Annotated in this window: 18 protein-coding genes and 6 tRNA genes; 9 read left to right on the top strand and 15 right to left on the bottom strand. The window is 71.2% G+C overall.

Annotation, left to right across the window (positions count from 1 at the left end; all coding sequences use genetic code 11):
- Window positions 1-18 precede the first annotated feature (18 nt).
- Window positions 19-831: a tRNA (guanosine(46)-N7)-methyltransferase TrmB gene (gene trmB / locus JIW86_RS19885; RefSeq protein WP_215146355.1), complete on the top strand. Its 813-nt coding sequence runs from the start codon at window positions 19-21 to the stop codon at window positions 829-831.
- Window positions 832-874: 43 nt separating this feature from the next.
- Entirely contained in the window at window positions 875-2,305 is a 1,431-nt protein-coding gene (locus tag JIW86_RS19890) for a PrsW family intramembrane metalloprotease (RefSeq protein ID WP_257555210.1), read from the top strand.
- Here the strand turns inward: JIW86_RS19890 and JIW86_RS19895 are convergent.
- The 3 genes from JIW86_RS19895 to JIW86_RS19905 all read right to left on the bottom strand — a co-directional run bounded on the left by JIW86_RS19895 (window position 2,214) and on the right by JIW86_RS19905 (window position 5,030).
- On the bottom strand, window positions 2,214-3,275 hold the full coding sequence (locus tag JIW86_RS19895) for a M23 family metallopeptidase (RefSeq protein WP_215146353.1): 1,062 nt from the start codon (window positions 3,273-3,275) through the stop codon (window positions 2,214-2,216). The two genes, JIW86_RS19890 and JIW86_RS19895, sit on opposite strands and share 92 nt — an antisense overlap.
- 297 nt (window positions 3,276-3,572) lie before the next feature.
- A complete protein-coding gene (locus JIW86_RS19900; RefSeq protein WP_416237579.1) occupies window positions 3,573-4,769 on the bottom strand; it encodes a PP2C family protein-serine/threonine phosphatase in 1,197 nt (398 codons plus the stop codon).
- 187 nt (window positions 4,770-4,956) lie between these two features.
- Window positions 4,957-5,030 (bottom strand) — tRNA-Met (locus JIW86_RS19905).
- Window positions 5,031-5,332: 302 nt separating this feature from the next.
- Here JIW86_RS19905 and JIW86_RS19910 point away from each other — a divergent pair.
- Complete coding sequence (locus JIW86_RS19910) at window positions 5,333-6,601, top strand: hypothetical protein (RefSeq protein WP_257555212.1); 1,269 nt, start codon at window positions 5,333-5,335, stop codon at window positions 6,599-6,601.
- 97 nt (window positions 6,602-6,698) lie between these two features.
- On the opposite strand, the gene JIW86_RS19915 is transcribed toward JIW86_RS19910, so the two are convergent.
- The 7 genes from JIW86_RS19915 to JIW86_RS19945 form a co-directional block, all read right to left on the bottom strand.
- A tRNA-Lys gene (locus JIW86_RS19915) sits at window positions 6,699-6,771 on the bottom strand.
- A gap of 76 nt (window positions 6,772-6,847) precedes the next feature.
- Complete coding sequence (locus JIW86_RS19920; protein WP_257555214.1) at window positions 6,848-9,172, bottom strand: hypothetical protein; 2,325 nt, start codon at window positions 9,170-9,172, stop codon at window positions 6,848-6,850.
- Between the two features lie 164 nt (window positions 9,173-9,336).
- Entirely contained in the window at window positions 9,337-11,670 is a 2,334-nt protein-coding gene (locus JIW86_RS19925) for a DEAD/DEAH box helicase (protein ID WP_257555216.1), read from the bottom strand.
- Window positions 11,671-11,944: 274 nt separating this feature from the next.
- Window positions 11,945-12,514 carry a hypothetical protein gene (locus JIW86_RS19930; protein ID WP_257555217.1) on the bottom strand — a complete coding sequence of 190 codons (570 nt, stop codon included), beginning with the start codon at window positions 12,512-12,514 and terminating at the stop codon, window positions 11,945-11,947.
- Between the two features lie 86 nt (window positions 12,515-12,600).
- Window positions 12,601-12,975: a fluoride efflux transporter FluC gene (locus JIW86_RS19935; RefSeq protein ID WP_215146323.1), complete on the bottom strand. Its 375-nt coding sequence runs from the start codon at window positions 12,973-12,975 to the stop codon at window positions 12,601-12,603.
- Complete coding sequence (locus JIW86_RS19940; protein WP_257555219.1) at window positions 12,972-13,454, bottom strand: FluC/FEX family fluoride channel; 483 nt, start codon at window positions 13,452-13,454, stop codon at window positions 12,972-12,974. The genes JIW86_RS19935 and JIW86_RS19940 overlap by 4 nt, the downstream gene beginning before the upstream one ends.
- On the bottom strand, window positions 13,451-13,801 hold the full coding sequence (locus JIW86_RS19945; protein WP_030012899.1) for a metallopeptidase family protein: 351 nt from the start codon (window positions 13,799-13,801) through the stop codon (window positions 13,451-13,453). Before JIW86_RS19945 ends, JIW86_RS19940 begins: the two co-directional genes overlap by 4 nt.
- Window positions 13,802-13,928: 127 nt before the next feature.
- Here JIW86_RS19945 and JIW86_RS19950 point away from each other — a divergent pair.
- From JIW86_RS19950 to JIW86_RS19960, 3 genes are all read left to right on the top strand, one after another.
- Window positions 13,929-14,001 (top strand) — tRNA-Glu (locus tag JIW86_RS19950).
- Window positions 14,002-14,040: 39 nt separating this feature from the next.
- A tRNA-Asp gene (locus JIW86_RS19955) sits at window positions 14,041-14,114 on the top strand.
- 22 nt (window positions 14,115-14,136) lie between these two features.
- Window positions 14,137-14,213: transfer RNA gene (locus tag JIW86_RS19960), tRNA-Phe, on the top strand.
- Between the two features lie 55 nt (window positions 14,214-14,268).
- On the opposite strand, the gene JIW86_RS19965 is transcribed toward JIW86_RS19960, so the two are convergent.
- From JIW86_RS19965 to JIW86_RS19975, 3 genes are read right to left on the bottom strand one after another with little or no spacing between them, the layout of a single operon-like run.
- Complete coding sequence (locus JIW86_RS19965; RefSeq protein ID WP_257555221.1) at window positions 14,269-15,120, bottom strand: cytochrome c biogenesis CcdA family protein; 852 nt, start codon at window positions 15,118-15,120, stop codon at window positions 14,269-14,271.
- Window positions 15,117-15,854 (bottom strand): DsbA family protein, encoded by a 738-nt coding sequence (locus tag JIW86_RS19970; protein WP_257555222.1) that lies wholly within the window; start codon window positions 15,852-15,854, stop codon window positions 15,117-15,119. Before JIW86_RS19970 ends, JIW86_RS19965 begins: the two co-directional genes overlap by 4 nt.
- Window positions 15,855-15,906: 52 nt before the next feature.
- Entirely contained in the window at window positions 15,907-16,281 is a 375-nt protein-coding gene (locus JIW86_RS19975; protein WP_257555223.1) for a hypothetical protein, read from the bottom strand.
- An 89-nt stretch (window positions 16,282-16,370) separates the two neighbouring features.
- Between JIW86_RS19975 and hrpA the strand changes: the two genes are divergently transcribed.
- Window positions 16,371-20,294, top strand: a complete 3,924-nt coding sequence (hrpA, locus tag JIW86_RS19980; protein WP_257555225.1) for an ATP-dependent RNA helicase HrpA — start codon at window positions 16,371-16,373, stop codon at window positions 20,292-20,294.
- Window positions 20,295-20,387: 93 nt separating this feature from the next.
- Window positions 20,388-20,461: transfer RNA gene (locus tag JIW86_RS19985), tRNA-Asp, on the top strand.
- Between the two features lie 632 nt (window positions 20,462-21,093).
- Here the strand turns inward: JIW86_RS19985 and bldC are convergent.
- Both bldC and JIW86_RS19995 read right to left on the bottom strand, forming a co-directional pair.
- Window positions 21,094-21,300, bottom strand: a complete 207-nt coding sequence (gene bldC / locus JIW86_RS19990; RefSeq protein WP_003949541.1) for a developmental transcriptional regulator BldC — start codon at window positions 21,298-21,300, stop codon at window positions 21,094-21,096.
- A 567-nt stretch (window positions 21,301-21,867) separates the two neighbouring features.
- Window positions 21,868-22,722, bottom strand: a complete 855-nt coding sequence (locus JIW86_RS19995) for a hypothetical protein (protein ID WP_257555227.1) — start codon at window positions 22,720-22,722, stop codon at window positions 21,868-21,870.
- A gap of 182 nt (window positions 22,723-22,904) precedes the next feature.
- On the opposite strand from JIW86_RS19995, the gene JIW86_RS20000 reads away from it, so the two are divergent.
- Window positions 22,905-23,999, top strand: a complete 1,095-nt coding sequence (locus JIW86_RS20000; RefSeq protein ID WP_322975536.1) for a Glu/Leu/Phe/Val dehydrogenase — start codon at window positions 22,905-22,907, stop codon at window positions 23,997-23,999.
- Window positions 24,000-24,116: the final 117 nt, after the last annotated feature.

Below are 24,116 nucleotides of genomic sequence, written 5' to 3' on the forward strand. Positions count from 1 at the left end.
TCGTAGAATCAGCGCATTGTGTCTGAGTCCTTGAACCCCCAGCCGCCCAGCCTCCCGGACGCCGCGCCGGAGGCGAACGCGTACGTGCCGCCCAAGTGGCGCACCGAGCCCCGCTTCCCCGACGGGCCCTCCCCGGATCCGGCCGGCTCGCACCACGAGCGGCGCATCCGGAGCTTCCAGCCCCGCCGCAGCCGGGTCACCACCGGACAGGGCGAAGCCCTGAAGCGCCTGTGGGGGACCTGGGGCCTGGACATCGACGGCCACGAGGTCATCGATCTGAAGACCCTCTTCGACGGCCTCCCCGTCGTCCTGGAGATCGGCTTCGGCATGGGCGAGGCCACCGCGCAGATGGCCGCCGCCGACCCCGGCACCGGCATCCTCGCCGCCGACGTCCACACTCCCGGGCAGGGCAACCTGCTCGCCCTCGCGGAGCGGGGCGGCCTCACCAACGTCCGGGTGGCCAACGGCGACGCCATCATCCTGCTCCGCGAGATGCTGCCGCCCGACTCCCTGGCCGGGATCCGCGTGTACTTCCCGGACCCCTGGCCCAAGGCCCGCCATCACAAGCGCCGGCTGATCCAGCCCGAGTTCCTGACCCTGGCCGCGACCCGCCTGGCCCCCGGGGGCGTGCTGCACTGCGCGACCGACTGGGAGCCGTACGCCGAGCAGATGCTCGAAGTGCTCACCGCGCACCCGGACTTCGAGAACACCCAAGACCACGGCGGCTACTCACCGCGCCCCGGCTTCCGGCCGCTCACCCGCTTCGAGGGCCAGGGCCTCGACAAGGGGCACCTCGTACACGACTTGCTCTTCCGTCGCACGGAGAACTGACAACGTCACTGCACGTGTCAGACCGGCTCTGTAGGGTCATGATGTGTTCCGAGCGCTCCCCCTTGTGCTCGCACGCCCGTCGGGCAGGGTCCGCACGTGCGTGCTCCTCGTCCTGCTCGCCGCCACCGGGGTCACGATCCTCGAGCTCGTGCGGGAACAGACCGGCACCCCGGGCTTCTTCGTAGGTCTCGGTCTGGCCCTGGTGCCGGTTGCGCCGCTCATGGCGGCCTTCCGGTGGCTGGGCCGGGCCGCGCCCGCGCCCTGGCGGCAGCTGCTGTTCTGCTTCGGCTGGGGTGCCTGCACCGCGGCGCTGATCGCGATACTGGCCAACAGCTTCGCGACCGAGTGGATAGCCGCGGCCACCGCGGACCCCTCCGATGCCGATCAGCTCGGCTCGGTGGCGATCGCGCCGGTGGTGGAGGAGACCGCCAAAGCGGCGGCCCTGCTCCTCGTCTTCCTCTTCCGGAGACGGCATTTCACCGGCCCCGCCGACGGTTTCGTGGTGGCCGGCTTCACCGCCACCGGCTTCGCCTTCACCGAGAACATCCTCTACCTCGGCAACGCCTTCGACGAGGACCTGTCCAAAGGCACCGGCATGCTCAACTCGATCACGGCCGCGACCTTCTTCGTCCGCATAGTGCTGTCGCCGTTCGCCCACCCGCTGTTCACGGTGCTCACCGGGCTCGGTTTCGGCGCGGCCGCGCTCAGCGCCCGCCGGGGGCGCAGGATCGTCCTGCCCCTGCTCGGCCTGGCGCTCGCCATGAGCCTGCACGCACTGTGGAACAGCTCCTCGCGGCTGGGGGAGTACGGCTTCTACACGGTCTACGGCTGCGTGATGGTCCCGGTGTTCGGGCTGCTGCTGTGGCTGGCCGTGCGGATAAGGCGCCGGCGTCTGCGGGCCGTCGCCGGGGAGCTCGCGGTGTACGCGGCCGCGGGCTGGCTCGGTCCGGCCGAGGTCCCCGCCCTGGCTTCGATGCCGGCCCGGTCGCTGGCCCGCACCCTGGCCCGGCGCAGCGGGGGCCGGGCCGCCGCGCGGGCGGTCGCCCTGTACGAGGCCGACGCGGCAGCCCTGGCGCTGCTGCGGAACCGGGCGCGCCGCGGTGGCCCGGGGCGCGAGCCCGATTTCGCCGGACGGGAGCGGGAGTTGCTGGACCGGCTCTGGCTGCGCCGGGCGACGGCGGGTCCCGCGCTGGCCCGGGCGGCGGTCATGGAGGAGCTGCTTCCGCCGTGGTTCGACCCCCTGCCCCGGCCCGATACGGCGCCCGGGGCCGTGCGGACCGGCGTACCGGCTCCGCGGCGGGCGGGCAACGCCAGAACGGCCGGCCCCTGGGCAGGCTCCGCCTGGGCGGGCTCCGCCAGGACGGGCTCCGCCTGGGCGGGATTCAGACGTTCAGGCCCTTGGAGGTCAGCCACGCCAGCGGGTCCATCGTCGAGCCGCCCTTGCGTACTTCCAGGTGGAGATGGGGTCCTGTGACGTTGCCGGTGGCGCCGACGCGGCCGATCGTCTCGCCCGGGGAGACCGTGCCGGAGGTCACCGACATCGACGAGAGGTGGCAGTACCAGATCTCCGTCCCGTCCTCGAGCTCCAGCACGATGCGGTAGCCGTACGCACCGGACCAGCCGGCCGAGGTGATCTTCCCCGTGGCCACGGCCTTGGCCGGGGTGCCGGTGGGGGCGGCGAAGTCGAGGCCGGTGTGGTAGCCGGAGGACCACATGGAGCCGGCGACGCCGTAGTGCGAGGTGAGGGTGTAGGCAGAGGTGGGCAGGGAGTAGCTCCCGGCCAGTTTCGCGAGGCGCTCCTGCTCGGCCTTGGCCGCGGCGGCCTCCTCGGCTGCCTTGGCCTCTTCCGCGGCCTTCGCCTCGGCCGCGGCCTTCGCTTCCTCGGCCGCCTTGTGCGCGGCCTCCAGCTTGTCCTTGGCCTCCTGGGCGGCGGTCTCCCGGGCGACGCGCTCGGCTTCCGCCTGGGCCTGCGCCGCGGCCGCGGCCTGCTGGGAGTCGGCCTGCTGGAGGATGCGGTTGCGCAGCACCTCGCCGGCGTCGGCGCGCCGGTCCGCCTGCTGCGGGATGATCCCGGTCTTCGCGGCCGTCCCGGCCGCCTGCCCGGAGCCGGCCTCCGCGTGCCGGACGTCGTCCCCGGTGAACCCGGTGATCTCGGCGCCGGAGCCGCCGGGCATCAGGTCGGGCAGGTCGGGCAGCGACGGCATGGATATCGCGACCTGGGGCCGGTCCTGGGCGGTGGCGATGCCGCTCGCGCCGACCGCCGCGATGACGCCGACGCCGAGGACGGTGGAGCTGCGGGCGAGTCCGCCGCGCTGCTTGGCCACGCGGTGCTTGCCGCGGACCGAACGGACCGAATCCTCGGTGGGATTCCACTCGCCCCAGGCACCCGCGCTCGGCGGCTCCTGGTTCTCGATGCCTTCAGGGGCAGGCAAGTTGGAGGCCACCGGGGCACACTCCTCATTGACGCGATCGCGCACGGCGCGGCGCCGTCTCTTGCGACGGCCGGGACGACCGCGCTGCGTTATCGAAAGGTAATAGACGGAGGGGAGTGATTCCAAGCTGTTGCGATTGATCGTTCACACCAATCAGCCACTCCCCGACGGGCTCTGGCCAAGACTTTTCGCCATGAAACCGGATCAACTCAGGCAAAATTCGGGCGACTCCGATATCACTCCAGCCACATCCGGATCATGACGTTCCGTCAGCCATCTTGCAGAGAGCGTCGCTTCCCTCACTGACCGTTACAGCCTGTCGTCGCGCCGCACCACCGGTACGGTCCGCCGCCGCTCCGGCTGCCCCTCGCCCGGCCGGCCAACCGCGAGCAGCGCCATGTCGTCCGTCGCCCCGCCCCCGGTATGCCGGCGCACGTCGCTGCTGAGCGCGCCGAGCAGCGCCTCCGGCCCGGGGAAGACCCGCCCGCGCAGCCGGTCCGCCGGATCGTAGAAGGCCCCCGCCCGGTCCCGGGCCTCGGTCAGCCCGTCCGTGTAGAGCAGCAGGGTGGTCCCCGCCGGGAAGGCCCACTCCTCCGCCCGGTCCGGCCAGCCGCCCAGCTCCGCCATGCCGAGCGGCAGGGCCGGCTCGGCCGGGGCGAGGACCGCCAGCTCCCCGTCCGCGTGCAGCAGCAACGGCTCGGGGTGGCCTCGGTTCAGCAGCCGCAGCACCTGCGTCTCCGGCGGGATCTCCCCGAGCACGCACGTCGTGAACCCCTCGACCGCGTCCAGGCTGTCGCGCCGGGTGCCCTCCCTGGCCAGGGCCCGCTCCAGCCGCCGCGCCAGGTCCTCCAGCGTCGGCTCCGTCTCCGCCGCCTCCCGGAAGGCCCCCAGGACCACTGCCACGGCTTCCACCGCGCCCAGCCCCTTGCCCCGTACGTCGCCCACCGCCAGCCGCACTCCGTACGGGGTCTCCTGGACGGCGTACAGGTCCCCGCCGATGAAGGCATCGGCCTGCGCGGCCTCGTACCGGGCGGAGACGTGCAGGCCCCCGATCCGCTCGGCGGGCGTGGGCAGTACGGCCCGCTGCGCGGCCTCGGCGATGCCGCGCGCGGAGGCGAGCCGCTCGCCGCTGCGCCGCACCACCCGGTTGATCAGGAGCGCCAGCCCGGAGACGGTCAGGACGGTCACCAGCTCGGTCAGCGCCTCAACCTTCCAGGTGGTGCCGTGGTAGAGGTGCAGCAGGATCACCGCGAGCGAGGCCAGCGCGCCGGTCGCGGCCGTGGCCCGGAGGCTGAACAGCGGGGCGGCGATCAGCGGGGCCGCCGAGAAGAAGGGGGATCCGGTGAAGCTGGGCGGGGTCAGCAGATCGAAGACCAGCCCGAGGGTGATCAGCGCGGCCGGCAGCACCCGGACCACCTGCCGGGCCACACCGTTGACGGCACCGTCCGCGCCCTCGCCCTCCGGGCGCTCGCGCTCGCCGTTGTCCTGCCGGCCCAGCCCCACCACGCTGCTCTCCTGCCGCCCGGTCGCTCGCACGGGTGCGGGCCGGCCACCGCCTCGCCCTTCAAGGCTGGCGGCACGCGTGCCCGTAGGGCGACCCGGCGGTGGCCGATCGGGTGACGAAGCGTGAGCTGACGGACCGGAACACGACGAAGGCCCGGTTCCCCAAGGGGAACCGGGCCTTCGTACTGAGTAGCGGGGGCAGGATTTGAACCTACGACCTCTGGGTTATGAGCCCAGCGAGCTACCGAGCTGCTCCACCCCGCGTCGGTAAACCCAACTCTAGCCCATCCGGGGGGAGGCCTCCGCCAATTAACCGCTCACCCACCCCCACGCCCCCCCATAGCCCCAGGTCAGGAGGGTTCAACCGGCCCCAAACCGGCATGCCGGAGCGAAGATCATCTCTGTTGCACGCTGGTGACACTGCGGGGATGGTTCCGGGATCGCTCGCGGGTGAAGATTCACCTGTCGCCAAGGCCGAGGGGAACACGAACCGGCGAGGCGACACCGACCACACCAACCGGCCCGGCGCTCTGCCGTGCCCATGTGATTCCTGGGGGGAGTCCACCATGTCCGTTCGCACCGCAGCCGCCATCGCAGTCGTCGCCGGCGTTGTCACCACTCTGCTGCCGCTCTCGGCCACCGCCGCGTCCGCCGCACCCACCGCCGGCGACCACGCCGTGCTGCGTACGGAGATGGGTACTCCCGTCCCCAACGGTCCGCTGACCCGCGGCGGGGTCACCGAGACCTTCGACCTCACGGTGAAGAACCCGACCGGCAAGCCCGTCACGTACAAGCCGTGGATGCTCCTGGACCCGACCGGTCCGAGCCGGCTCCAGAACGACGACGTGGTCTTCAAGGTCGACGCGGTGGACGCCCCCGCGACCAAGTCCTCGATCGGCCAGCAGGACGGCGAGTGGCAGGGCATGTTCTTCCCGGCGGCCGCCACCCCGGGCGAGTCGGACAAGGGCTTCGACATCCCCGCGAACGGCAAGATGACCTGGAAGGTCACCCTCGGCCTCGGCGCGAACTACCCGACCAACAACGGGGACTTCAACCTCCGCGCCGCCAGCTACAACAACTCGGTGGCCGCCGACGGCATGGGCTCCCACCTCTTCAAGGTCGGCCCGCAGATCAAGACGGGCGAGCTGAAGACCTGGTTCAAGCAGGGCAGCTCCGACACGGGCGGCCAGGAGCACCGCGCGTACTGGGACCTGAACTACCAGGCCACCGGCGACGGCGAGTTCGCCACCGGCCTCGCGAGCAGCCTGAGCCTGACGCACCCGGGCGACGAGGCGGCCGACTTCCGCCTCCAGGCCCTGATCGACGGCCGCTGGCAGGACCTGAAGGCCCAGGACAGCCGCTACGCGCTGCCCGAGATCCCCAAGGGCTTCGGCGCGGCCTCCGGCGCCCGCACCCTGCCGCTGCGGGTCAGCCTGGGCAAGGACACCAAGATCAAGAAGAAGACCACCATCACGATGTCGGTCGAGGTCGCGCCGGCCAAGGGCAACACGTACCCGCTCAAGTCCGTCGAGGTGCAGTTCCCGCTCGTCCCGTTCGCGGAGCCGGCGCCCTCCTCGACCCCGACCACCACGCCGTCGGCCACGCCCACCAAGACCCCGGGCAGCTCCACGGTGGCGCAGCCGGCCGCGGCCACCTCCTCCTCGGCCGCCGCCGCGGGCAACACCCACGTGGCCACCACCGGTTCGGGCTCGCTGGCCGCCACCGGCGCCCAGTCGGGCACGGGCCTGTACGCCGGCCTCGCCGCGGCCCTGGTCGCCCTCGGCGCGGCCGCGGCCTGGCTCGGCGCCCGCCGCCGCCGGGGCATCTCCGCCTGACCGGCACCCCGTACGACGAAGCGCCCCACCCGAAGTGATCGGGTGGGGCGCTTCGTCGTACGGGCCACGGGGGTTGTCCCCCGCGGGCCCTGAGCAGTAGGCCATGTCGGACTCGAACCGACAACCAACGGATTAAAAGTCCGCTGCTCTGCCAATTGAGCTAATGGCCCTCGGCGTGCTCACCCCAGAGCATAGCCGGACAGCGCCGGTCAGCCGATCGGGTATCGGCTGACCGGCCTGTCGGGGTCAGCGGACCGCGGGGAGCACCGCGCGGAACGGGACCGCGGTGACCTTGACCGAGCCGGTGGTCCGGAGCTCGGCGCCCTGGCCGTCGGCGGGCCTGGCGGTGAGCGTCCACTCGTAGTCGCCGGCGTAGAGGTAGGTCCCCCACTGGTTCTTGCCGTCCCACGCGGGGGCGATCACACCGCGCGCCTCACCGCCGCTGCGCACGACGGTCGAGATGCCCGAGGTCTTGTTGCGCACCGTCAGCTTCCACGAGGCGACGGGCTTGGACAGCCACCAGCGCGACGGCCAGTTCTTCGCGGTCTTGAAGTCCACGGTCGCGGGAACGTCCTGGTCGATCGCCGCGAGCGGGGAAGCCGAGCCGGTGACTCCGGCCAGGTGGACCGTCTCGCTCGCGTCCGTGTACGCCAGCCGGCCGCCGAACCGGTCGATGGTCCAGTCGTTGCCGTAGCTGTTGACGTACTGGGCGATCTCGCGTTCCCGTACCGGCGCGCCGGAGCGCAGGTTGTAGACCTCCAGGCCGACGCCCCCCTGGTGCACGACGTAGCCGTCGCCGAGCCGCACGCGGTGGCGCTCGGGCGTGAAGGGCAGCGGGATCCGCTTCGCGGACGGCAGGTGGAAGGCGGCGGCGCCGTCCCCGTAGAAGGAACAGGTGGAGTAGAACCAGCCACCGTTGACCGCGAGCTCGTACGGGCGGCAGCCCGAACCGAGGTCCACCCGCTGCGTGATCTGCCCGGTCCGCAGGTCCGTCCCGGCCACCACGCCCTTGTCACCCTCGGGCTGCCAGAGCACGGACCCCCACAGGACGGCGGACGAGGAGGCGTTGACGTCCAGGATCTTCCCGGCGTCGATGTCCGCCACGAGGAGGCGGGAGGCGGAGTTCTCGGTCGCGACGATGAGCACGTAGCGGCCCGAGACGCTCTCGATGTGGCTCGGCTGCAACTGCGTCTTGCCCGCCAGGGTCACCCGGCGCACCGCGCCGCCCGCTCCGGCGTCCATCACGTTCACGGCGATTGCGCACGACGAGCAGTTCCCCGCGTCAACGGACGACAGCGAGAGGAACCGGCCGTCGCCCGTCGCGACGCTCCGGGTGCCGACGGCGTCCTGGACGCCGCAGACCTCCTGGTTCACCATGACGTCGCACTTCCACGAGGGGGTCTGGGACACCGTCGCGGGGCCGGACACCGAGGCCGTGTAGCCCTGGACGCTCCGGGCGGGGTCGGTCTGGCCCACGGCCAGCTGCCCCTGGGCGAAGGCGAGGCCCACGCGGTCCGCGGGGTTCGGCGGAACGCGCAGGGCCTCCTTGATCACGGGAGCGCCGTCGGTTCCGGGCTCGATGCGCTGGATGCCCCAGTGACTGGAGTCGGTACCGCCGGCCAGGTAGGCGGCGCCGTCCGTTCCGGGCAGGATCGGGTCGCTCCCGGTCCGCGGCAGCAGGGTGCGCGTCGCTCCGCCCGCGACGGGTACCGCGGTCAGTCCCTTCGGGACCTGGGCGAGCAGCCAGTCGCCCACGGGCTGGACGGACTCCGCCGACGACGTGGCCAGGTCGACCGTGTGGCTCACCTTGCCGTCGGCGCGCGAACGCAGCGTCGCCTTGCCCGAGTTCTCCATCGCGATCCACTGCGAGCCGAGCCCGAACGTGACGAGGGCCGTGTCCGTGACACCGTCCGGCATCGGCACCGGGCGCAGCGTCGCCGTGGCGAAGTCGAGGAGGGCCACGGTTTCGCCGCCCTTGCCGTTCAGGTACGAGACCAGCGCGCCCTTGGCGTCGAAGGCCTGCACGCGGAAACGGGAGGTCCCGAACCTGTCGGGTGAGGTGACGACCACGTCCTTGCGCGGCTCGTTCTCCCGGCCGATGAGATGCAGGGTGAGCCAGCCCGCCTGGTCCACCTCCGTGGCGAGCACCTGGGTCGGTGAGAAGGCCTTGGCCCAGGCTCGGCCCGCAGGGGGAGTCAGCGTTTCGCTCTTGCCCGAGGCGAAGTCGTGCAGGTGCATCGGACCCGGTGCCGATCCGCCACTGGACTTCTCGCATACGACGGAGTCGCCGGAGGCCGCCCACCAGAGGTCCGAGCCGGACACGCTGCAGCCCGCGCCGGATGCTTCCCGGCCGTCCTTCAGGCTCCGCCAGAACCAGCTTCCGTCCCGGTACATCACCAGGCCCGTACCGGCTCCGGAGACGGCCTGGCGCGCCGGGTCCTTGTGCGGCGGCGGCGCGATCGTCAGGTCGTCGGCGGCCGTCGGTCCGGCCGTGGCCGATACGGCCGTCAGGCCGCCGACCCCCATGGCCAGTGCGAGCGCGAGGGCGCCCAGCACACGTGACCGTCTCATTGAAGTCCCACCCCCAGGAAGTGCGCAGGGGGTGGTCGCGATCCGCGTTGCCGTGCCCCCCACCGCAAAGTCTGTGGATCGTAGCAACACGCGACAAGGCCCCCACCACCAGCTTGAGTTCAAGCGGTCGTGGGGGCCCTGTCAGGGGTTCAGCTCAGCTGCGATCAGCCGTTGCGCTTCCAGCGCGGCTTGTCGTCGCGGCGGCCGCCGAAGGAGCCGGTCGAGCCGGAGCCGGACGGACGGTGGTCGTCGCGGCGGCCGTACGGGCGGTCGCCGGCGCCGCCGGAGCGGAAGCCACCGGACGGACGGTCGTCACGACGGTCGCGGTTGAACGGACGGTCGCCGCCACCGGAGCGGAAGCCGCTGCCGGAGGTGCGGTCGTCACGGTTGTACGTGCCGTTGCCCGTGGACGGACGGTCGCCACCGGAACGGAAGCCGCCCGACGGACGGTCGTCGCGGCGGAAGCCGCCACGGTCGCCACCGCGGTCATCGCGGTTGAAACCACCAGAGGGGCGGTCGTCGCGACGGAAGCCACCGCCGGTCGGACGGTCGCCACCGGAGCGGAAGCCGCCACGGTCGCCACCGCGGTCATCGCGGTTGAAACCACCCGAGGGACGGTCGTCGCGACGGAAGCCACCGCCGGTCGGACGGTCGCCACCGGAGCGGAAGCCACCGGACGGACGGTCGTCGCGGCGGAAGCCGCCACGGTCGCCACCGCGGTCGTCACGGTTGAAGCCACCCGACGGGCGGCCACCGCGGTCACCACGGTCACCGCGGTCGTCGCGGCGGAAGCCGCCACGGTCGCCACCGCGGTTGTCGCGGTCACCACCGCGGTTGTCGCGACGCTCGAAGTTGCCGCGGTCGTCGCGCTGGGCGCGCTGCTCCTCGCGGCGCTCCTGCGCGGCCAGCTCGGCGGCAGCGGCTGCGGCGGCAGCCGCGACCTCGGCCTCGGCGGCCTCGGCCACCTCGGCGACAGCGGCCTCCGGGTCCTCGCCACGCTCACGCGCGGAGCGGGCGACCAGGCGGTCGGCCTCCTCGCGCAGTTCCACGGCACGGCGCGACAGGCGCTCCAGCTGCTTGGTGAGCTCGGCGACCTCGCGCTCGGCCTGCTTCGCGGCGTTGTTCGCGGAGTCGGCCTGGACCTCGGTCAGCGAACGGGCACCGGTGATCTCGGCGACCTCGGGCTCGAAGGCGCCGGCGCCCTGGACGATGTGGCGCGAGGCGTCGACGCCCGCGTCCTCCATCAGGCGGAAGATCTGGCGGCGCTGGTGCGGCAGGGCCAGGGAGACCACGACACCGGACTTGCCGGCGCGGGCGGTACGGCCCGAGCGGTGCAGGTAGTCCTTGTGGTCGCCGGCCGGGTCCACGTTCAGGACCAGGTCGATGCCGTCGACGTGGATGCCGCGGGCGGCGACGTCGGTGGCGACGAGCGCGTTGACGTAGCCGTCCTTGAAGTCGGCGAGGACGCGGGTACGGGCGCCCTGCGTCATGCCGCCGTGCAGCGCGTCGGCCTTCACGCCGGCCTCGACGAGCTGCTCGGCGATGCGGTCGGCGCCCAGCTGGGTGCGGACGAAGATGATGGTGCGGCCCTTGCGGGCGGCGATGGCGGCCGTGACCGGCGCCTTGTCCTTCGGCTTCACGACGAGGACGTGGTGCGTCATGGTCGTGACGTTGCCCTGCGCGCTGTCGACCTCGTGCGTGACGGGGTTGGACAGGTAGCGCTTGACCAGGGTGCCGATCTCGTTCTCCATGGTGGCGGAGAAGAGCATGCGCTGGCCGCCGCCGGGGATCTGGTCGAGCAGCTCGGTGACCTCGGGCAGGAAGCCCAGGTCGGCCATCTGGTCGGCCTCGTCGAGGACGGCGATCTTGACGTTCTCGAGGGAGCAGGCGCCACGGTTGATGATGTCGCGCAGACGGCCCGGGGTGGCGACGAGGACGTCGACGCCACGCTCGAGGGCGTAGATCTGGTTGCTCATCGAGGTACCGCCGCAGACGACCTTCATCTTCAGGCCGAGCACGTCGCCGTAGGGCTGGAGGGCGTCCGCGACCTGCATCGCGAGCTCACGCGTCGGCGTGAGGATGATGGCGCGGGGCTTCTTCTTCTCGGTGTGACCGCCGGCCAGCGAGGCCAGGGTGGGCAGACCGAAGGAGAGGGTCTTGCCGGAGCCGGTGCGGCCGCGGCCGAGGATGTCCTTGCCGGCCAGGGCGTCCGGGATGGTCGCGGCCTGGATCGGGAAGGGGGCGGTGACGCCGTTCTGCGCGAGCTTGCGCACGATGCCCTCGGGCAGACCGAGGTCGCCGAAGGTGATCGTGGGCTCGGCGTCGGCGTCGGACTCGTCGTCGCCGTCGGCGTCGAAGGAGTCGATGGACTGGTCGGTCGTCACGTCGGCCTCAAGAGCCTCGATGGTCTCGTCGACCACAAGGGTCTCTACTGCGTCGACGATCTCGTTCGAGTCGTTCTCGGGCATGACGGCACGGTCAGAACTGGAAATGGACATGCGAAATGCGAAACCTTCCGGAGTCTCGGCACGCGCCCAAACTCCGTGAATCGCAAATCGACCGCCTCAATGCGGTCAGCCACGGCTAGGGAGAGTACGCGCCACACGGCGCTCTTCGGATTCGGCGCCGGGCAATGGGATCAAACGATCTATAACCATACGCACCCTCCCCCGGGTCTGGCAAGTCACCCCCGCAGAAACGACCCTGACCTGCGAAGATGCCCTGAGCCCGGGGGGCGGGCGGAGCGCGGCCGACGCCGGAACGGCCCCGCGATCACGACCCGGCTGGGGTGCTCGGCTCCGGCTGCGGGCTCGGCGGCGGCGGCGTGGGTTCCGTCACAGGAGGAGTCGTGGCCGGCGGTTCCGGGGTCGGGCTGTGCGACTGCTGCCCGCCGCCCGAGCCGCCGGAGCCGGAACCGCCCGAGCCACCCGATCCGCCCGAGCCACCGGAACCCCCGGATCCGCCCGAACCGCCCCCGGAGGGCTCCTGCGGCCCCTGGCCGCCCGCCCCGCCGCCCGGTCCCGCCGACGGCGAGGGCACTCCCGGCTTGCCGCTCGGCGCCCCCGGGCTCGGTGAGCCCCCGGTCGCGCCGGACGCCTTGCCGTCCTCCTTGGGCGTGCCGTCCTGGTTCCCCGTACCGTCCTTCGCGCCGTGCCCGTTGCCGTGCACCCCGGAACCCCGTCCGGCCGTGGACCCCCCGCCCGCCGCGGCGCCGCCGCGACCGTCGGCCGTGGAGGAGGGCCCGGGCTTCGCCGAGTCCTCGCCGACACTCATGCAGCCCGCCGTCGCCGCGACCGCGAGCGCGGTGACGGCCAGTCGGAGGGAAGCGGACAACTGGCGCACGAGGGCACCTCCGAGCCTGAGGGGTGAGCGGTCCGCATGACCGGGTCAATGTGCCCAACTCCCTTTGACCCATAAGAGACACGCCCTCAGCCGAACAGCTGGTGCGCCACCTGCGACCCGAGGTGTACGGCGCCCAGCCCGACCAGCACCGATGCCGCCACGTTCGCCGCCGCGAGGAACTTCCAGCCGCGCTCGGCCAGCCGCAACGTCTCGTAGGAGAACGTCGAGTAGGTGCTCAGCGCCCCGCACAGACCGGTCCCCAGCAGCAGTTGCAGCCGCCCGGAGGAGGCCCCGGCCAGCAGCGCGCCGGTCAGCACCCCCATCACCAGGCAGGCGACCGCGTTGACCACGAAGGTGCCCCAGGGGAAGAACGAATCGTGCCGCGCCTGCACCGCACGGTCCGTCAGGTACCGCAGCGGAGCCCCGACGGCCGCGCCCGCCACCACGAGCAGCCAGTTCACCGGGAGGCCACCCGGCCCCGGACCGCGAGGCGCGTCACCGAGGCCGCCGCCCACACCGCACCGAGCGCCGCCACCACCGTGAGCCCGGCGTACGCCAGCGCGGTGCCCGCCTCCCCCTCGTCCAGCAGGCGCGAGAAGTCGACCGCGTACGTCGAGAAGGTGGTGAAGCCGCCGAGGATCCCCACCCCCGCGAAGGGCCGGACCAGCGGATGCGGCGCCGTCCTGCCGCCCTCGCTGATCAGCACCATCAGTACGCCGACCAGCGCACAGCCGGCCGCGTTGATCACGAGGGTCGCCCACGGGAAGGCCCCGGGCCCGGCCGGCCACAGCAGGGAGATCCCGTACCGCGCCGAGGCCCCGACCGCCCCGCCCGCCGCCACCGCCGCGAGCACCCGGCCCTGCGGCTCGGCGGCCTGCGCCGGCACGTGCAGGTCGACGTCCGGGTCGATGGCCTCGTCGCCGGGGACCGGCCGGGTCATCCGTAGCCCAGCGCGTGCAGCCGTTCGTCGTCGATCCCGAAGTGGTGGGCGATCTCGTGCACCACGGTGACCTCCGTCTCGGCGACCACGCTCTCCCGGTCCTCGCACATCCGCAACGTGGGGTTCCGGTAGATCGTGATCCGGTCCGGCAGCACCCCGGCGTACCACTCGCCGCGGTCCGTCAGCGGGGTCCCCTCGTACAGACCGAGCAGCTCGGGGTCGTCGGCGGGCGGTTCGTCCTCGACGAACACCGCCACGTTGTCCATCAGCCGCGTCAGCTCCGGCGGGATCCGGTCCAGGGCCTCTGCGACGAGCTCTTCGAACTCCTCGCGCGTCATCTCCAGCACCGGGCCATTGTCCCCCCGGTGGGGCCGCCTCCCGCTTGCCGGGGAGAAACCGTTTTGGCGATCGCTCCCCGGATCCCATATGCTTCTCACGTCCCCGACGCGCTGGAAAGTGCCCGGCGGGCCTTTAGCCCTCATCGTCTAGTGGCCCAGGACGCCGCCCTTTCAAGGCGGTAGCACGGGTTCGAATCCCGTTGGGGGTACGCATTACCGTGTGCAAGACTTGGTCTCGCACACTGCAAGGTCCTGTGGAGCAGTTGGTTAGCTCGCCACCCTGTCAAGGTGGAGGTCGCGGGTTCAAGTCCCGTCAGGATCGCTGAAGCCGGAAACGGTTTCGTGGCTGGGTAGCTCAGTTGGTACGAGCGATCGCCTGAAAAGCGATAGGTCGCCGGTTCGACCCCGGCCCCAGCCACCATCAAGAACAGGAACGCCCCGTCCATCGGACGGGGCGTTCCTGTTTCCTACCGCGGTTACTCCATCTCCGCCGTCTCCGCCGTCTCCGCCGTACGGGCCCTGCGACGCCACTGCGCCAGCCCGACGGCCGCCGCCCCCGCCGCGACCAGGCCGAGCAGCGCCCAGTCCGGGACCCCGTCCGCCACCGACCGGACCCACTGCTCCACCGCGAACGAGTCGTCCACGTCCAGCAGCCCCGGCAGGGCGCTCGCCCCGTCGAAGACCAGGAACATCGCGCCCAGGGCGACGAAGAACAGCCCGGACAGCAGCGAGGTGGTGTGCAGCTCGAAGCGGCCCACGCGCAGGGCCCGCCCGCGCAGCCAGCGCCGCCGGCCCAGCTCGAACCGCTCCCACAGCAGGGCCAGCACGAACAGCGGCACGGCCATCCCCAGCGCGTACACCGCCAGCAGCAGGCCGCCGTAGACCGGGCTGCCGCTGACCGCCGCCACGGTCAGCACGCTGCCCAGGATCGGGCCCGCGCAGAAGCCGGCCAGACCGTAGACCGCGCCGAGGGCGTACACCGACAGGGCGGTCGTCGGCCGGATCCGCCCCGACAGCTCGGAGACGCGCCGGGAGGCGAACCCGAGTCCGAGGATCTGGGCGAGCCCGAGCGCGATGATCAGCCAGCCGCCGACGAGGACCAGCGCGTCGCGGTTGCCGTGGAAGAACCGCCCGGCGTACGAGCCGGCCGCCCCCAGCGGTACGAGGGTGCTCGCGAGGCCCGCGTAGAAGATCCCGGTCCGCGCCAGCAGCCGGGACGTGGAGTCGATCGAGTACGCGAAGAAGGCGGGCAGCAGCAGGGCGCTGCACGGGCTGAGCAGCGCGAGGAGGCCGCCCAGCAGGGCGGCCAGATATCCGATGTGGGTCACGGGCGGGCCGCCGCCTTGGCGCGGGCGATGGCCGTGGTGAAGGCGTCGAGGGGCTGGGCGCCCGCAATGGGCTGCCCGTTGACCAGGAACGACGGGGTGGAGGTCACGCCGATGCGGTAGCCCTCGTCCTGGTCCTTCTTCAGAGCCGCCGCGGCCTGTTCCCCGGCCATGTCCTTCTTGAAGCGCTCCAGGTCTTGGACGCCCGCCTGCCCGGCCAGCTCCACGAGGCGGGCCTCGCCGAAGCCCTTCTCCTTGGACCCGTCGGCGTACGCGGCCGCGTGGAAGGCGGCGAAACGGTCCTGTTGCCCGGCGGCCCAGGCGGCCTTGGCGGCGGCCTCGGAGTCGGCGCCGAAGATCGGGAAGTTGCGCCACTCGATGCGCAGGGTGCCGTCCTCCACGTACTTCCTGACCAGCTCGGGCTCGGTGTCCCGGGCGAACTTGCCGCAGTAGCCGCACTTGAAGTCGGAGTACTCGATCAGTACGACGGGCGCGTCGGCCCGGCCGACGGCGAGCTTGTCGCCGGACTCGCGGCGGGCCAGCGCCTTCAGTTCGGCGACGGGGTCAATGCGGGGCGCGGCGGAGGCGCCGGAACCGCCGGAGGGCTTCTCGGCGGGGGCGGTGGAGGCCTGCCAGGAGACGAGGCCGAGGGTGATCGCGGCGATGGCGACCCCGGCGGCGATGTACAGGGGCTTCTTGGAGGTCTTGGTCTTGCGGCTGGTCTTGGAAGAGGACATGCGTGCTCCAGGGCTACGGGTGTGAGGAGGACCGGTGGGGTGACCGGTCCTCCTAGACCCGCATCACGGACAGCTCCACGGGGCCGGGCGCCGGCTGGTCGGGCCCGCGTACGAGATCCCGTACGGGTATCGCCCTGCCGTCCCAGGCCCGGTCCGCCGAGAGCCGTCCGGCAGCCGGGACGTGGGCGTGGTCGCCCGCGCGCGGCGGAACGGCCGGCGGCCGGCCGTGGTCCCCGGTTCCGGGGGCGCAGGACGGGCCGCCTTCCTCGTACGCCACCACCGCGTGGACCCTGGCGGCCGTGGCCGCCGGCCCGGGCGGCTGCGTCGCGGCGGCCGGCAGCGCACATCCCGCCAGCAGTGCCAGTACGGCGCCGAGCAGGCACCACACACGGCTGCGGCGGGACAAGGTGGGCTGCCTCTCACTCATACGGCCGGGGGATCGTCCCGAAATGGTACGGGTACGCCCCACAAATGCGTTCGCCACCCGGCGGCCCCGGGTGAGATCCTCGACCAGGTATGTCTACTTCCTTCGCCGCCCTGCAGACGCTTCTCGGTGAGATCTCCCTCCGCGACGCGCACCGCCTAGGCCGCCGCCTTGAGGGCGCCCGCCGTATCCGCAAGCCCGAGGCCAAGCAGGCCGTGCTCGACGAGATCGCCGCGGAGGCCGCGAAGGCCGCCGAGCGACTGGCCGGCCGTGCCTCGCGGATGCCCGAGGTCACGTATCCCGAGAACCTGCCCGTCAGCCAGAAAAAGGACGAGATCGCCGAGGCGATACGCGACCACCAGGTCGTGATCGTCGCGGGCGAGACCGGCTCCGGCAAGACCACGCAGATCCCCAAGATCTGCATGGAGCTGGGCCGCGGCGTCCGGGGCATGATCGGGCACACCCAGCCCCGCCGGATCGCCGCCCGCACGGTCGCGGAGCGCATCGCCGAGGAGCTCAAGTCCGAGATCGGCCAGACGGTCGGCTGGAAGGTCCGCTTCACCGACCAGGTGGACCAGGACGCGACCTTCGTGAAGCTGATGACGGACGGCATCCTGCTCGCCGAGATCCAGACGGACCGCGAGCTGCGCGCGTACGACACGATCATCATCGACGAGGCCCACGAGCGGTCGCTGAACATCGACTTCCTGCTCGGCTACCTGGCCACGCTGCTGCCGAAGCGCCCCGACCTCAAGGTGATCATCACCTCGGCGACCATCGACCCGGAACGGTTCTCGCGGCACTTCGGGGAAGCCCCCATCGTCGAGGTCAGCGGGCGGACGTATCCGGTCGAGGTCCGCTACCGGCCGCTGCTGGAAGAGGATTCCGAGGACAGCGACCGGGACCAGATCACCGCGATCTGCGAGGCCGTGGACGAGCTCCAGTCCGAGGGCGCGGGCGACGTCCTGGTCTTCCTCTCCGGAGAGCGCGAGATCCGCGACACGGCGGACGCCCTGAACAAGCGGAACCTACGCTTCACTGAGGTCCTTCCTCTTTACGCCCGCCTCTCGCACGCCGAGCAGCACCGGGTCTTCCAGCAGCACACGGGACGCCGGATCGTGCTCGCGACGAACGTCGCCGAGACCTCCCTCACCGTGCCGGGCATCAAGTACGTGATCGACCCGGGCACCGCCCGGATCTCCCGCTACAGCCACCGCACCAAGGTCCAGCGCCTGCCCATCGAGCGGATCTCGCAGGCCAGCGCCAACCAGCGCAAGGGCCGCTGCGGCCGTACCAGCGACGGCATCTGCATCCGGCTCTACTCCGAGGACGACTTCAACGGGCGTCCCGAGTTCACGGACGCCGAGATCCTGCGCACGAACCTGGCCTCCGTCATCCTCCAGATGACCGCGGCCGGCCTGGGCGAGATCGAGAAGTTCCCCTTCATCGACCCGCCGGACCACCGCAACATCCGCGACGGCGTGCAGCTGCTCCAGGAGCTCGGGGCGCTCGACCCGGCGGAGAAGGACCCGTCGAGGCGGCTCACGCAGATGGGCCGCCAGCTCTCCCAGCTCCCCGTGGACCCGCGCCTGGCCCGCATGGTCGTGGAGGCGGACAAGAACAACTGCGTCCGCGAGGTCATGGTCATCGCGGCGGCCCTGTCCATCCAGGACCCGCGCGAGCGGCCCTCGGACAAGCAGACCCAGGCCGACCAGAACCACGCCCGCTTCAAGGACGAGACCAGCGACTTCCTCTCGTTCCTGAACATGTGGCGCTACGTGCGCGAGCAGCAGAAGGAACGCGGCTCGTCCTCCTTCCGCCGGATGTGCAAGCAGGAGTACCTGAACTTCCTGCGGATCCGGGAGTGGCAGGACATCTACTCGCAGCTGCGCACGGTCGCCAAGACCATGGGCATCCACGTCAACGAGGCCGATGCCCCCGAGCAGAACATCCACGTCTCGCTGCTGGCCGGTCTGCTCTCGCACATCGGCCTGAAGGACACCGACAAGAACGAGTACCTGGGGGCGCGGTCCGCCAAGTTCGCGATCTTCCCGGGCTCGGCGCTCTTCAAGAAGCAGCCGAAGTTCCTGATGTCGGCCGAGCTGGTGGAGACCTCGCGGCTGTGGGCCCGGGTGAACGCCAAGGTGGAGCCGGAGTGGGTGGAGCCGCTCGCCCAGCACCTGATCAAGCGCACCTACAGCGAGCCGCACTGGGAGAAGGACCAGGCCGCCGTGATGGCGTACGAGAAGGTCACGCTGTACGGCGTGCCGATCGTGGCCCAGCGGAAGATCAACTACGGCCGGATCGACGCCGAGGTCTCGCGCGAGCTGTTCATCCGCAACGCGCTGGTCGAGGGCGACTGGCGGACCCACCACAAGTTCTACGCCGACAACCGCAAGCTCCTCACCGAGGTGGAGGAGCTGGAGAACCGGGCGCGGCGCCGCGACATCGTGGTGGACGACGAGACCCTCTTCGACTTCTACGACCAGAAGATCCCCGAGCACGTGGTCTCCGGGGCGCACTTCGACTCCTGGTGGAAGCACAAGAAGCGGGACGAGCCCGAACTGCTCGACTTCGAGCGCGAGATGCTCCTGACGGAGAAGGCGGCCGGGGTCACCAAGGCCGACTATCCGGACTCCTGGCCCCAGGGGCCGCTGAAGTTCCGGGTGACCTACCAGTTCGAGCCGGGCGCGGACGCGGACGGCGTGACCGTCCACATCCCGCTCCAGGTGCTGAACCAGGTCACCGACGAGGGCTTCGACTGGCAGATCCCGGGTCTGCGGGAGGAAGTCGTCACCGAGCTGATCCGCTCGCTCCCGAAGCCGATCCGCCGCCACTACGTCCCGGCGCCGAACTTCGCCGGCCGCTTCCTGGACACGGCGGTGCCCTTGCAGGAGCCGCTGCCGGTCACGCTGGCGCGCGAGCTCCAGCGGATGGTCGGGGTCCCGGTCTCCGCCGAGGACTTCGACCTCAGCCGGATCCCGGACCACCTGAAGATCACCTTCCGGATCGTCGACGAGCGCCGCAAGAACCTCGCCGAGGACAAGGACCTGGAGGCGCTGAGGCTGCGTCTGAAGCCCAAGGCCCGCCAGGCCCTCTCCAAGGCCGCCGCGGCCACCGCCGAGCGGGCGGGCGGGGAATCGGTGGAGCGCACCGGGCTGACCGACTGGACCATCGGCACGCTGACCAAGGTCTTCGAGACCCGGCGGGCCGGCCAGCCGGTGAAGGCGTACCCGGCGCTCGTGGACGAGGGTGCGAGCGTCTCCGTACGGCTCTTCGACACCGAGGCCGAGCAGCAGCAGGCGATGTGGCTGGGCACCCGGCGGCTCATCCTGCTGAACATCCCGGTGAATCCGGCGAAGTTCGCCTCGGACCACCTGACCAACCAGCAGAAGCTGGCCCTGTCCAGGAACCCGCACGGCTCCATCCAGGCGCTGTTCGACGACTGCGCGACCGCGGCGACCGACAAGCTGATCTCCGACCACGGCGGCCCCGCGTGGGACGAGACGGGCTTCCGCAAGCTCTACGAGGCCGTGCGCGCCGACCTGGTGGACACGACCGTGCGGACGGTCGGGCAGGTGCAGCAGGTGCTGGCCGCCTGGCAGGCCTGCGAGCGGCGCCTGAAGGCCACCAGCAGCCTCGCCCTGGTCGCCAACCTCCAGGACGTGAAGACGCAGCTGGCGGCGCTCATGCCGGCCGGCTTCGTGACGCTCACCGGGCTGCGCAGGCTGCCGGACCTCATGCGCTACCTGGTGGCGGTGGACCGGCGGCTCCAGCAGATGCCCACGGGCGTCCAGCGCGACACCACGCGCATGGAGAAGGTCCACGAGATGCGGGACGAGTACCTGTGGCTGCTGGAGCAGTTGCCGAAGGGCCGGCCGGTCCCGGAGGCGGTCACCGAGATCCGCTGGATGATCGAGGAACTGCGGGTCAGCTACTTCGCGCACGCGCTCGGGACGGCCTACCCGATCTCCGACAAACGGATCGTGAAGGCGGTGGATGCGGCGGCTCCGTGACCGGCCGGGTGACCGGCCGCGTGATCCGGTTCGACTGCACCCCCTGAGCTGCGGTACAGTCTGATTCGCAGCCGCCGAGCGGCCGCAAATCAAGGACCTGTGGAGCAGTTGGTTAGCTCGCCACCCTGTCAAGGTGGAGGTCGCGGGTTCAAGTCCCGTCAGGTTCGCAGAAACGTCAGGGCCCGTATCCCCCAGGGGATGCGGGCCCTGACGCGTTGGCGGGGAAACCCGCTGGGCGGCCTTGGGGAGACTCCCGAGACTCTTGAGGCTCCCCGAGGCTTCTGAGGCCCGCGCGGGTCCGTCGGCGTCCTCCCGAACCTCCCTCACCCGTTCCGGCGTCCACGGGCGATCTGACGGCCGTCACACCGGGCCGCGCCGGGCCTCCCGGCCATCCGGTCCGGCGCCACCGCGGCCGCCACCGCCCGCGCCGCCGAGAATCCCCCGTTCGCATGATGCGCTCCGCGGCTCACGTCCCCTTACGGGGTGCATTCCCGTGAATACAAGAGTGATCATCTGTGACGGGAGTCACCGCATGAGTTTTTGAGATGTGTACTTTTATCGCACTCATACACCCGCTCGATTTAATATGTGCAATGGCACCTACTCCGCCGGTGACCGCACGCCAGCTCGACACCGCCCTGACCTGGGCATAAAAAAGATCGCGCTGGACCCGGCGGAGTCCAGCGCGATCGACGACCAATGAACCTGTTGGGGCAGGTTCAGTCGTATGAAGCTATGTGGGTTTCATCGGATTGGGGGACCCGATATAGACCCGTTAAAGCAGGGGTGCTGCGGAACCTCAGGCCTCGCTGCGCTGCTGCGGAATTCCCGCAAGCAGTGCGCGAACCTCGGCCTCGCGGTAACGGCGGTGTCCACCCAGGGTGCGGATGGACGTGAGCTTGCCAGCCTTGGCCCAGCGGGTCACCGTCTTCGGGTCCACGCGGAACATCGTGGCAACCTCAGCCGGGGTCAGCAGCGGCTCGGCATCAGGGGTGCGAGCGGTCATGAGCGGCCTCCTCGGGAGAACCGAACCATCTCGGTTCTTTCCTCTAAATTCTGCACCTTGGCCCGCGTTGCCCGAAATGGACATACGCGGGCCGAGTCGGTTATAGGACGAACGGCTTGTCCTCGGCACTACAACTACACCATCCGTCCAGCCCCAAGGGCCAAACCGACGGAATTGCCCTCCGAGGTGTTCATCAGCGGCGGAAGCCGATGGACCGTCCCATAACGGACAGTCACCCCACTGTGACGATCAGTCACAGAGCGATCAGGAGTCGTCAGACCCCCCGTAGAGCGCAATGCCGAGCATTCCGCCCTTAGTTGGGCGGAAGGAACCCTCCCCGGACTCCTTGTCCTATTTTGGCACGAGGGTAGGGGAAGGGCGCAAGGGTGTAGATAGTGCGGTCCGTCACGCTTGGGCCAATGGCCCGTATCGGGACGTAGGTCCTGGTACTACGTCCCTAAAGAGATGATCAAGCCCCTGATCAGCCACTTATGGCTGATCGACCGATACGCGGGGGTACGTACGGGTCCTCTTGGGCCCGATCGGAGCACGATCGGGCCTCGGGGACTAATTCGCGAACAGTCTCTCCCGGACCGCCCTCCACCGCTCCGCCAGCTCCTCGTAGACCTCGGCCGCCCCCTCCGCGTCCCCCGCCCGCAAGGCCGCGATGCCCTCCGCCAGCTCCCGCGCCGACCGGTCCGCCGCCAGCCGGTCCGCCGGCAGTGCGTGCAGCAGCCCCCCGTAGTCCAGTTCGACCATCGACCGCGGGTGGAACTCCTCCAGCCAGCTCCCGACCTCCACCAGGCCGTCGGCGAGCATCCCGTACCCCTCCGCCTCCCGCAGGGTCCGCAGGGCCCGCGCCAGGCGCCGCCGCGCCTGCACCATCGGCGTCCGGTAGCGCAGCCGCTCGCCGGGCAGGTACTCCCGCTCCTGGTCCGCCACCAGCACGAACCAGCGCAGCGGGACCTGCCACACCCCCGTACGGATCCACGGGCGCGCGTCCGGGTTCCGCTCGCGCCAGCGCTCGTACTCCTCGGCCGCCTGCAGACGCAACGGCGGCGGGAGCGCCGCGTCCAGGACCGGGAGCGGGAACCACTCGACCAGCTCCTGGAGCGCCAGCCAGCCGCGCAGCCGGGTACGCCACGGGCAGACCAGCAGCACCCCGTCCACCTCCGCCGTGAAGGCGTCCGCGCTCTCGTGGGCCGGCACCCCCACCACGGGCACCCGAACCAAGTCGGTGAGCGACCGGCGCAGTTCGTCCTGGGCGGTCGGGGCCTTCCCGCGCCGGGCGTAGTCGGCCCAGTGCGACCGCTCCGGTTCCGGGAAGGCAACCAGGGGCTCGTAGACGCGCAGGTAGGAGGCGTACGGGACGGCCGGCGCCGAGCGCGCGGAGGGCAGCAGGGGATCGGGAGATTCGCTCACGCTCTCGTACTCCCCTTTTTGCGGCTCCGCTACCTTCGGCGCGCCCGTGACACGGGAGTGTTCCGATCCTCGGACAGGCGGTCCCCGCGCCGTCCGCAGGTCTTACGCTGCTCCCAGCACGCCCTCCCCCACCCGCAGGGCGGGCGTCAATCCGCCGCATCTCTTCCATGGGAGTCACCACCGTGACCGAAATGACCGACGGCGTCCTGCACACCCTGTTCCGTACGGAACAGGGCGGCCACGAGCAAGTCGTGCTGTGCCAGGACCGAGCCACAGGCCTGAAGGCCGTCATCGCGATCCACTCCACCGCCCTGGGCCCCGCCCTCGGCGGCACGCGCTTCCACGCGTACGCCTCGGACGAGGAGGCCGTCCTCGACGCGCTGAACCTCTCCCGCGGCATGTCGTACAAGAACGCCCTCGCCGGTCTCGACCTCGGCGGCGGCAAGGCCGTGATCATCGGGGACCCCGACATCCTCAAGTCGGAGGAACTGCTGCTGGCCTACGGCCGGTTCGTGGAGTCCCTCGGCGGCCGCTACGTGACCGCCTGCGACGTCGGCACGTACGTGGCGGACATGGACATCGTGGCCCGCGAGACCCGCTGGGCGACCGGCCGCTCCCCCGAGAACGGCGGCGCGGGCGACTCCTCGGTGCTCACCGCCTTCGGTGTCTTCCAGGGCATGCGCGCCAGCGCCCAGCACCTGTGGGGCGACCCGACCCTGCGCGGCCGCAAGGTCGCCGTGGCGGGCGTCGGCAAGGTCGGCCACTACCTGGTCGAGCACCTGCTGGAGGACGGCGCCGAGGTCGTGATCACGGACGTGCGGGAAGAGTCCGTGCGCCGGATCCTCGACAAGCACCCCGGCAAGGTCACGGCGGTCGCCGACACGGACGCGCTGATCCGCGTGCCCGGTCTGGACATCTACGCCCCGTGCGCGCTGGGCGGCGCCCTGAACGACGAGACGGTGCCGGTCCTGACGGCCAAGGTCGTCTGCGGAGCGGCGAACAACCAGCTCGCCCACCCGGGCATCGAGAAGGACGTCTCGGACCGCGGGATCCTCTACGCGCCCGACTACGTGGTCAACGCCGGTGGCGTGATCCAGGTCGCCGACGAGCTGCGCGGCTTCGACTTCGACCGCTGCAAGGCCAAGGCGGCGCAGATCTTCGACACCACGCTCGCCATATTCGCACGTGCGAAGGCGGACGGCATTCCGCCGGCCGCTGCGGCCGACCGGATCGCCGAGCAGCGGATGGCGGACGCCCGCTCCGCGCGCGCGGTCTAGGCACCTCCCGGGGCTCCCGGATGCGCCCGCCGGGGTGCGGCGAGACGGAACTCACTGCACTTCGGCGGGTCGCGGGCCAGGAAAGCGTTAAAATCGCGGTTGACCAGCGAGGACGGG

Origin of the sequence: Streptomyces sp. NBC_00162, from assembly GCF_024611995.1 — a bacterium.
Taxonomy (GTDB): Bacteria; Actinomycetota; Actinomycetes; order Streptomycetales; family Streptomycetaceae; genus Streptomyces.

What these genes read in the sequence shown, in the direction of transcription:
- JIW86_RS19910 (WP_257555212.1), top strand. Translation starts at nt 5,333, where the DNA reads ATGTCCGTTCGCACCGCAGCCGCCATCGCAGTCGTCGCCGGCGTTGTC.
- JIW86_RS19920 (WP_257555214.1), bottom strand. Translation starts at nt 9,172, where the DNA reads ATGAGACGGTCACGTGTGCTGGGCGCCCTCGCGCTCGCACTGGCCATG.
- JIW86_RS19925 (WP_257555216.1), bottom strand. Translation starts at nt 11,670, where the DNA reads ATGTCCATTTCCAGTTCTGACCGTGCCGTCATGCCCGAGAACGACTCG.
- JIW86_RS19940 (WP_257555219.1), bottom strand. Translation starts at nt 13,454, where the DNA reads ATGACCCGGCCGGTCCCCGGCGACGAGGCCATCGACCCGGACGTCGAC.
- JIW86_RS19970 (WP_257555222.1), bottom strand. Translation starts at nt 15,854, where the DNA reads ATGTCCTCTTCCAAGACCAGCCGCAAGACCAAGACCTCCAAGAAGCCC.
- JIW86_RS19975 (WP_257555223.1), bottom strand. Translation starts at nt 16,281, where the DNA reads ATGAGTGAGAGGCAGCCCACCTTGTCCCGCCGCAGCCGTGTGTGGTGC.
- hrpA (WP_257555225.1), top strand. Translation starts at nt 16,371, where the DNA reads ATGTCTACTTCCTTCGCCGCCCTGCAGACGCTTCTCGGTGAGATCTCC.
- bldC (WP_003949541.1), bottom strand. Translation starts at nt 21,300, where the DNA reads ATGACCGCTCGCACCCCTGATGCCGAGCCGCTGCTGACCCCGGCTGAG.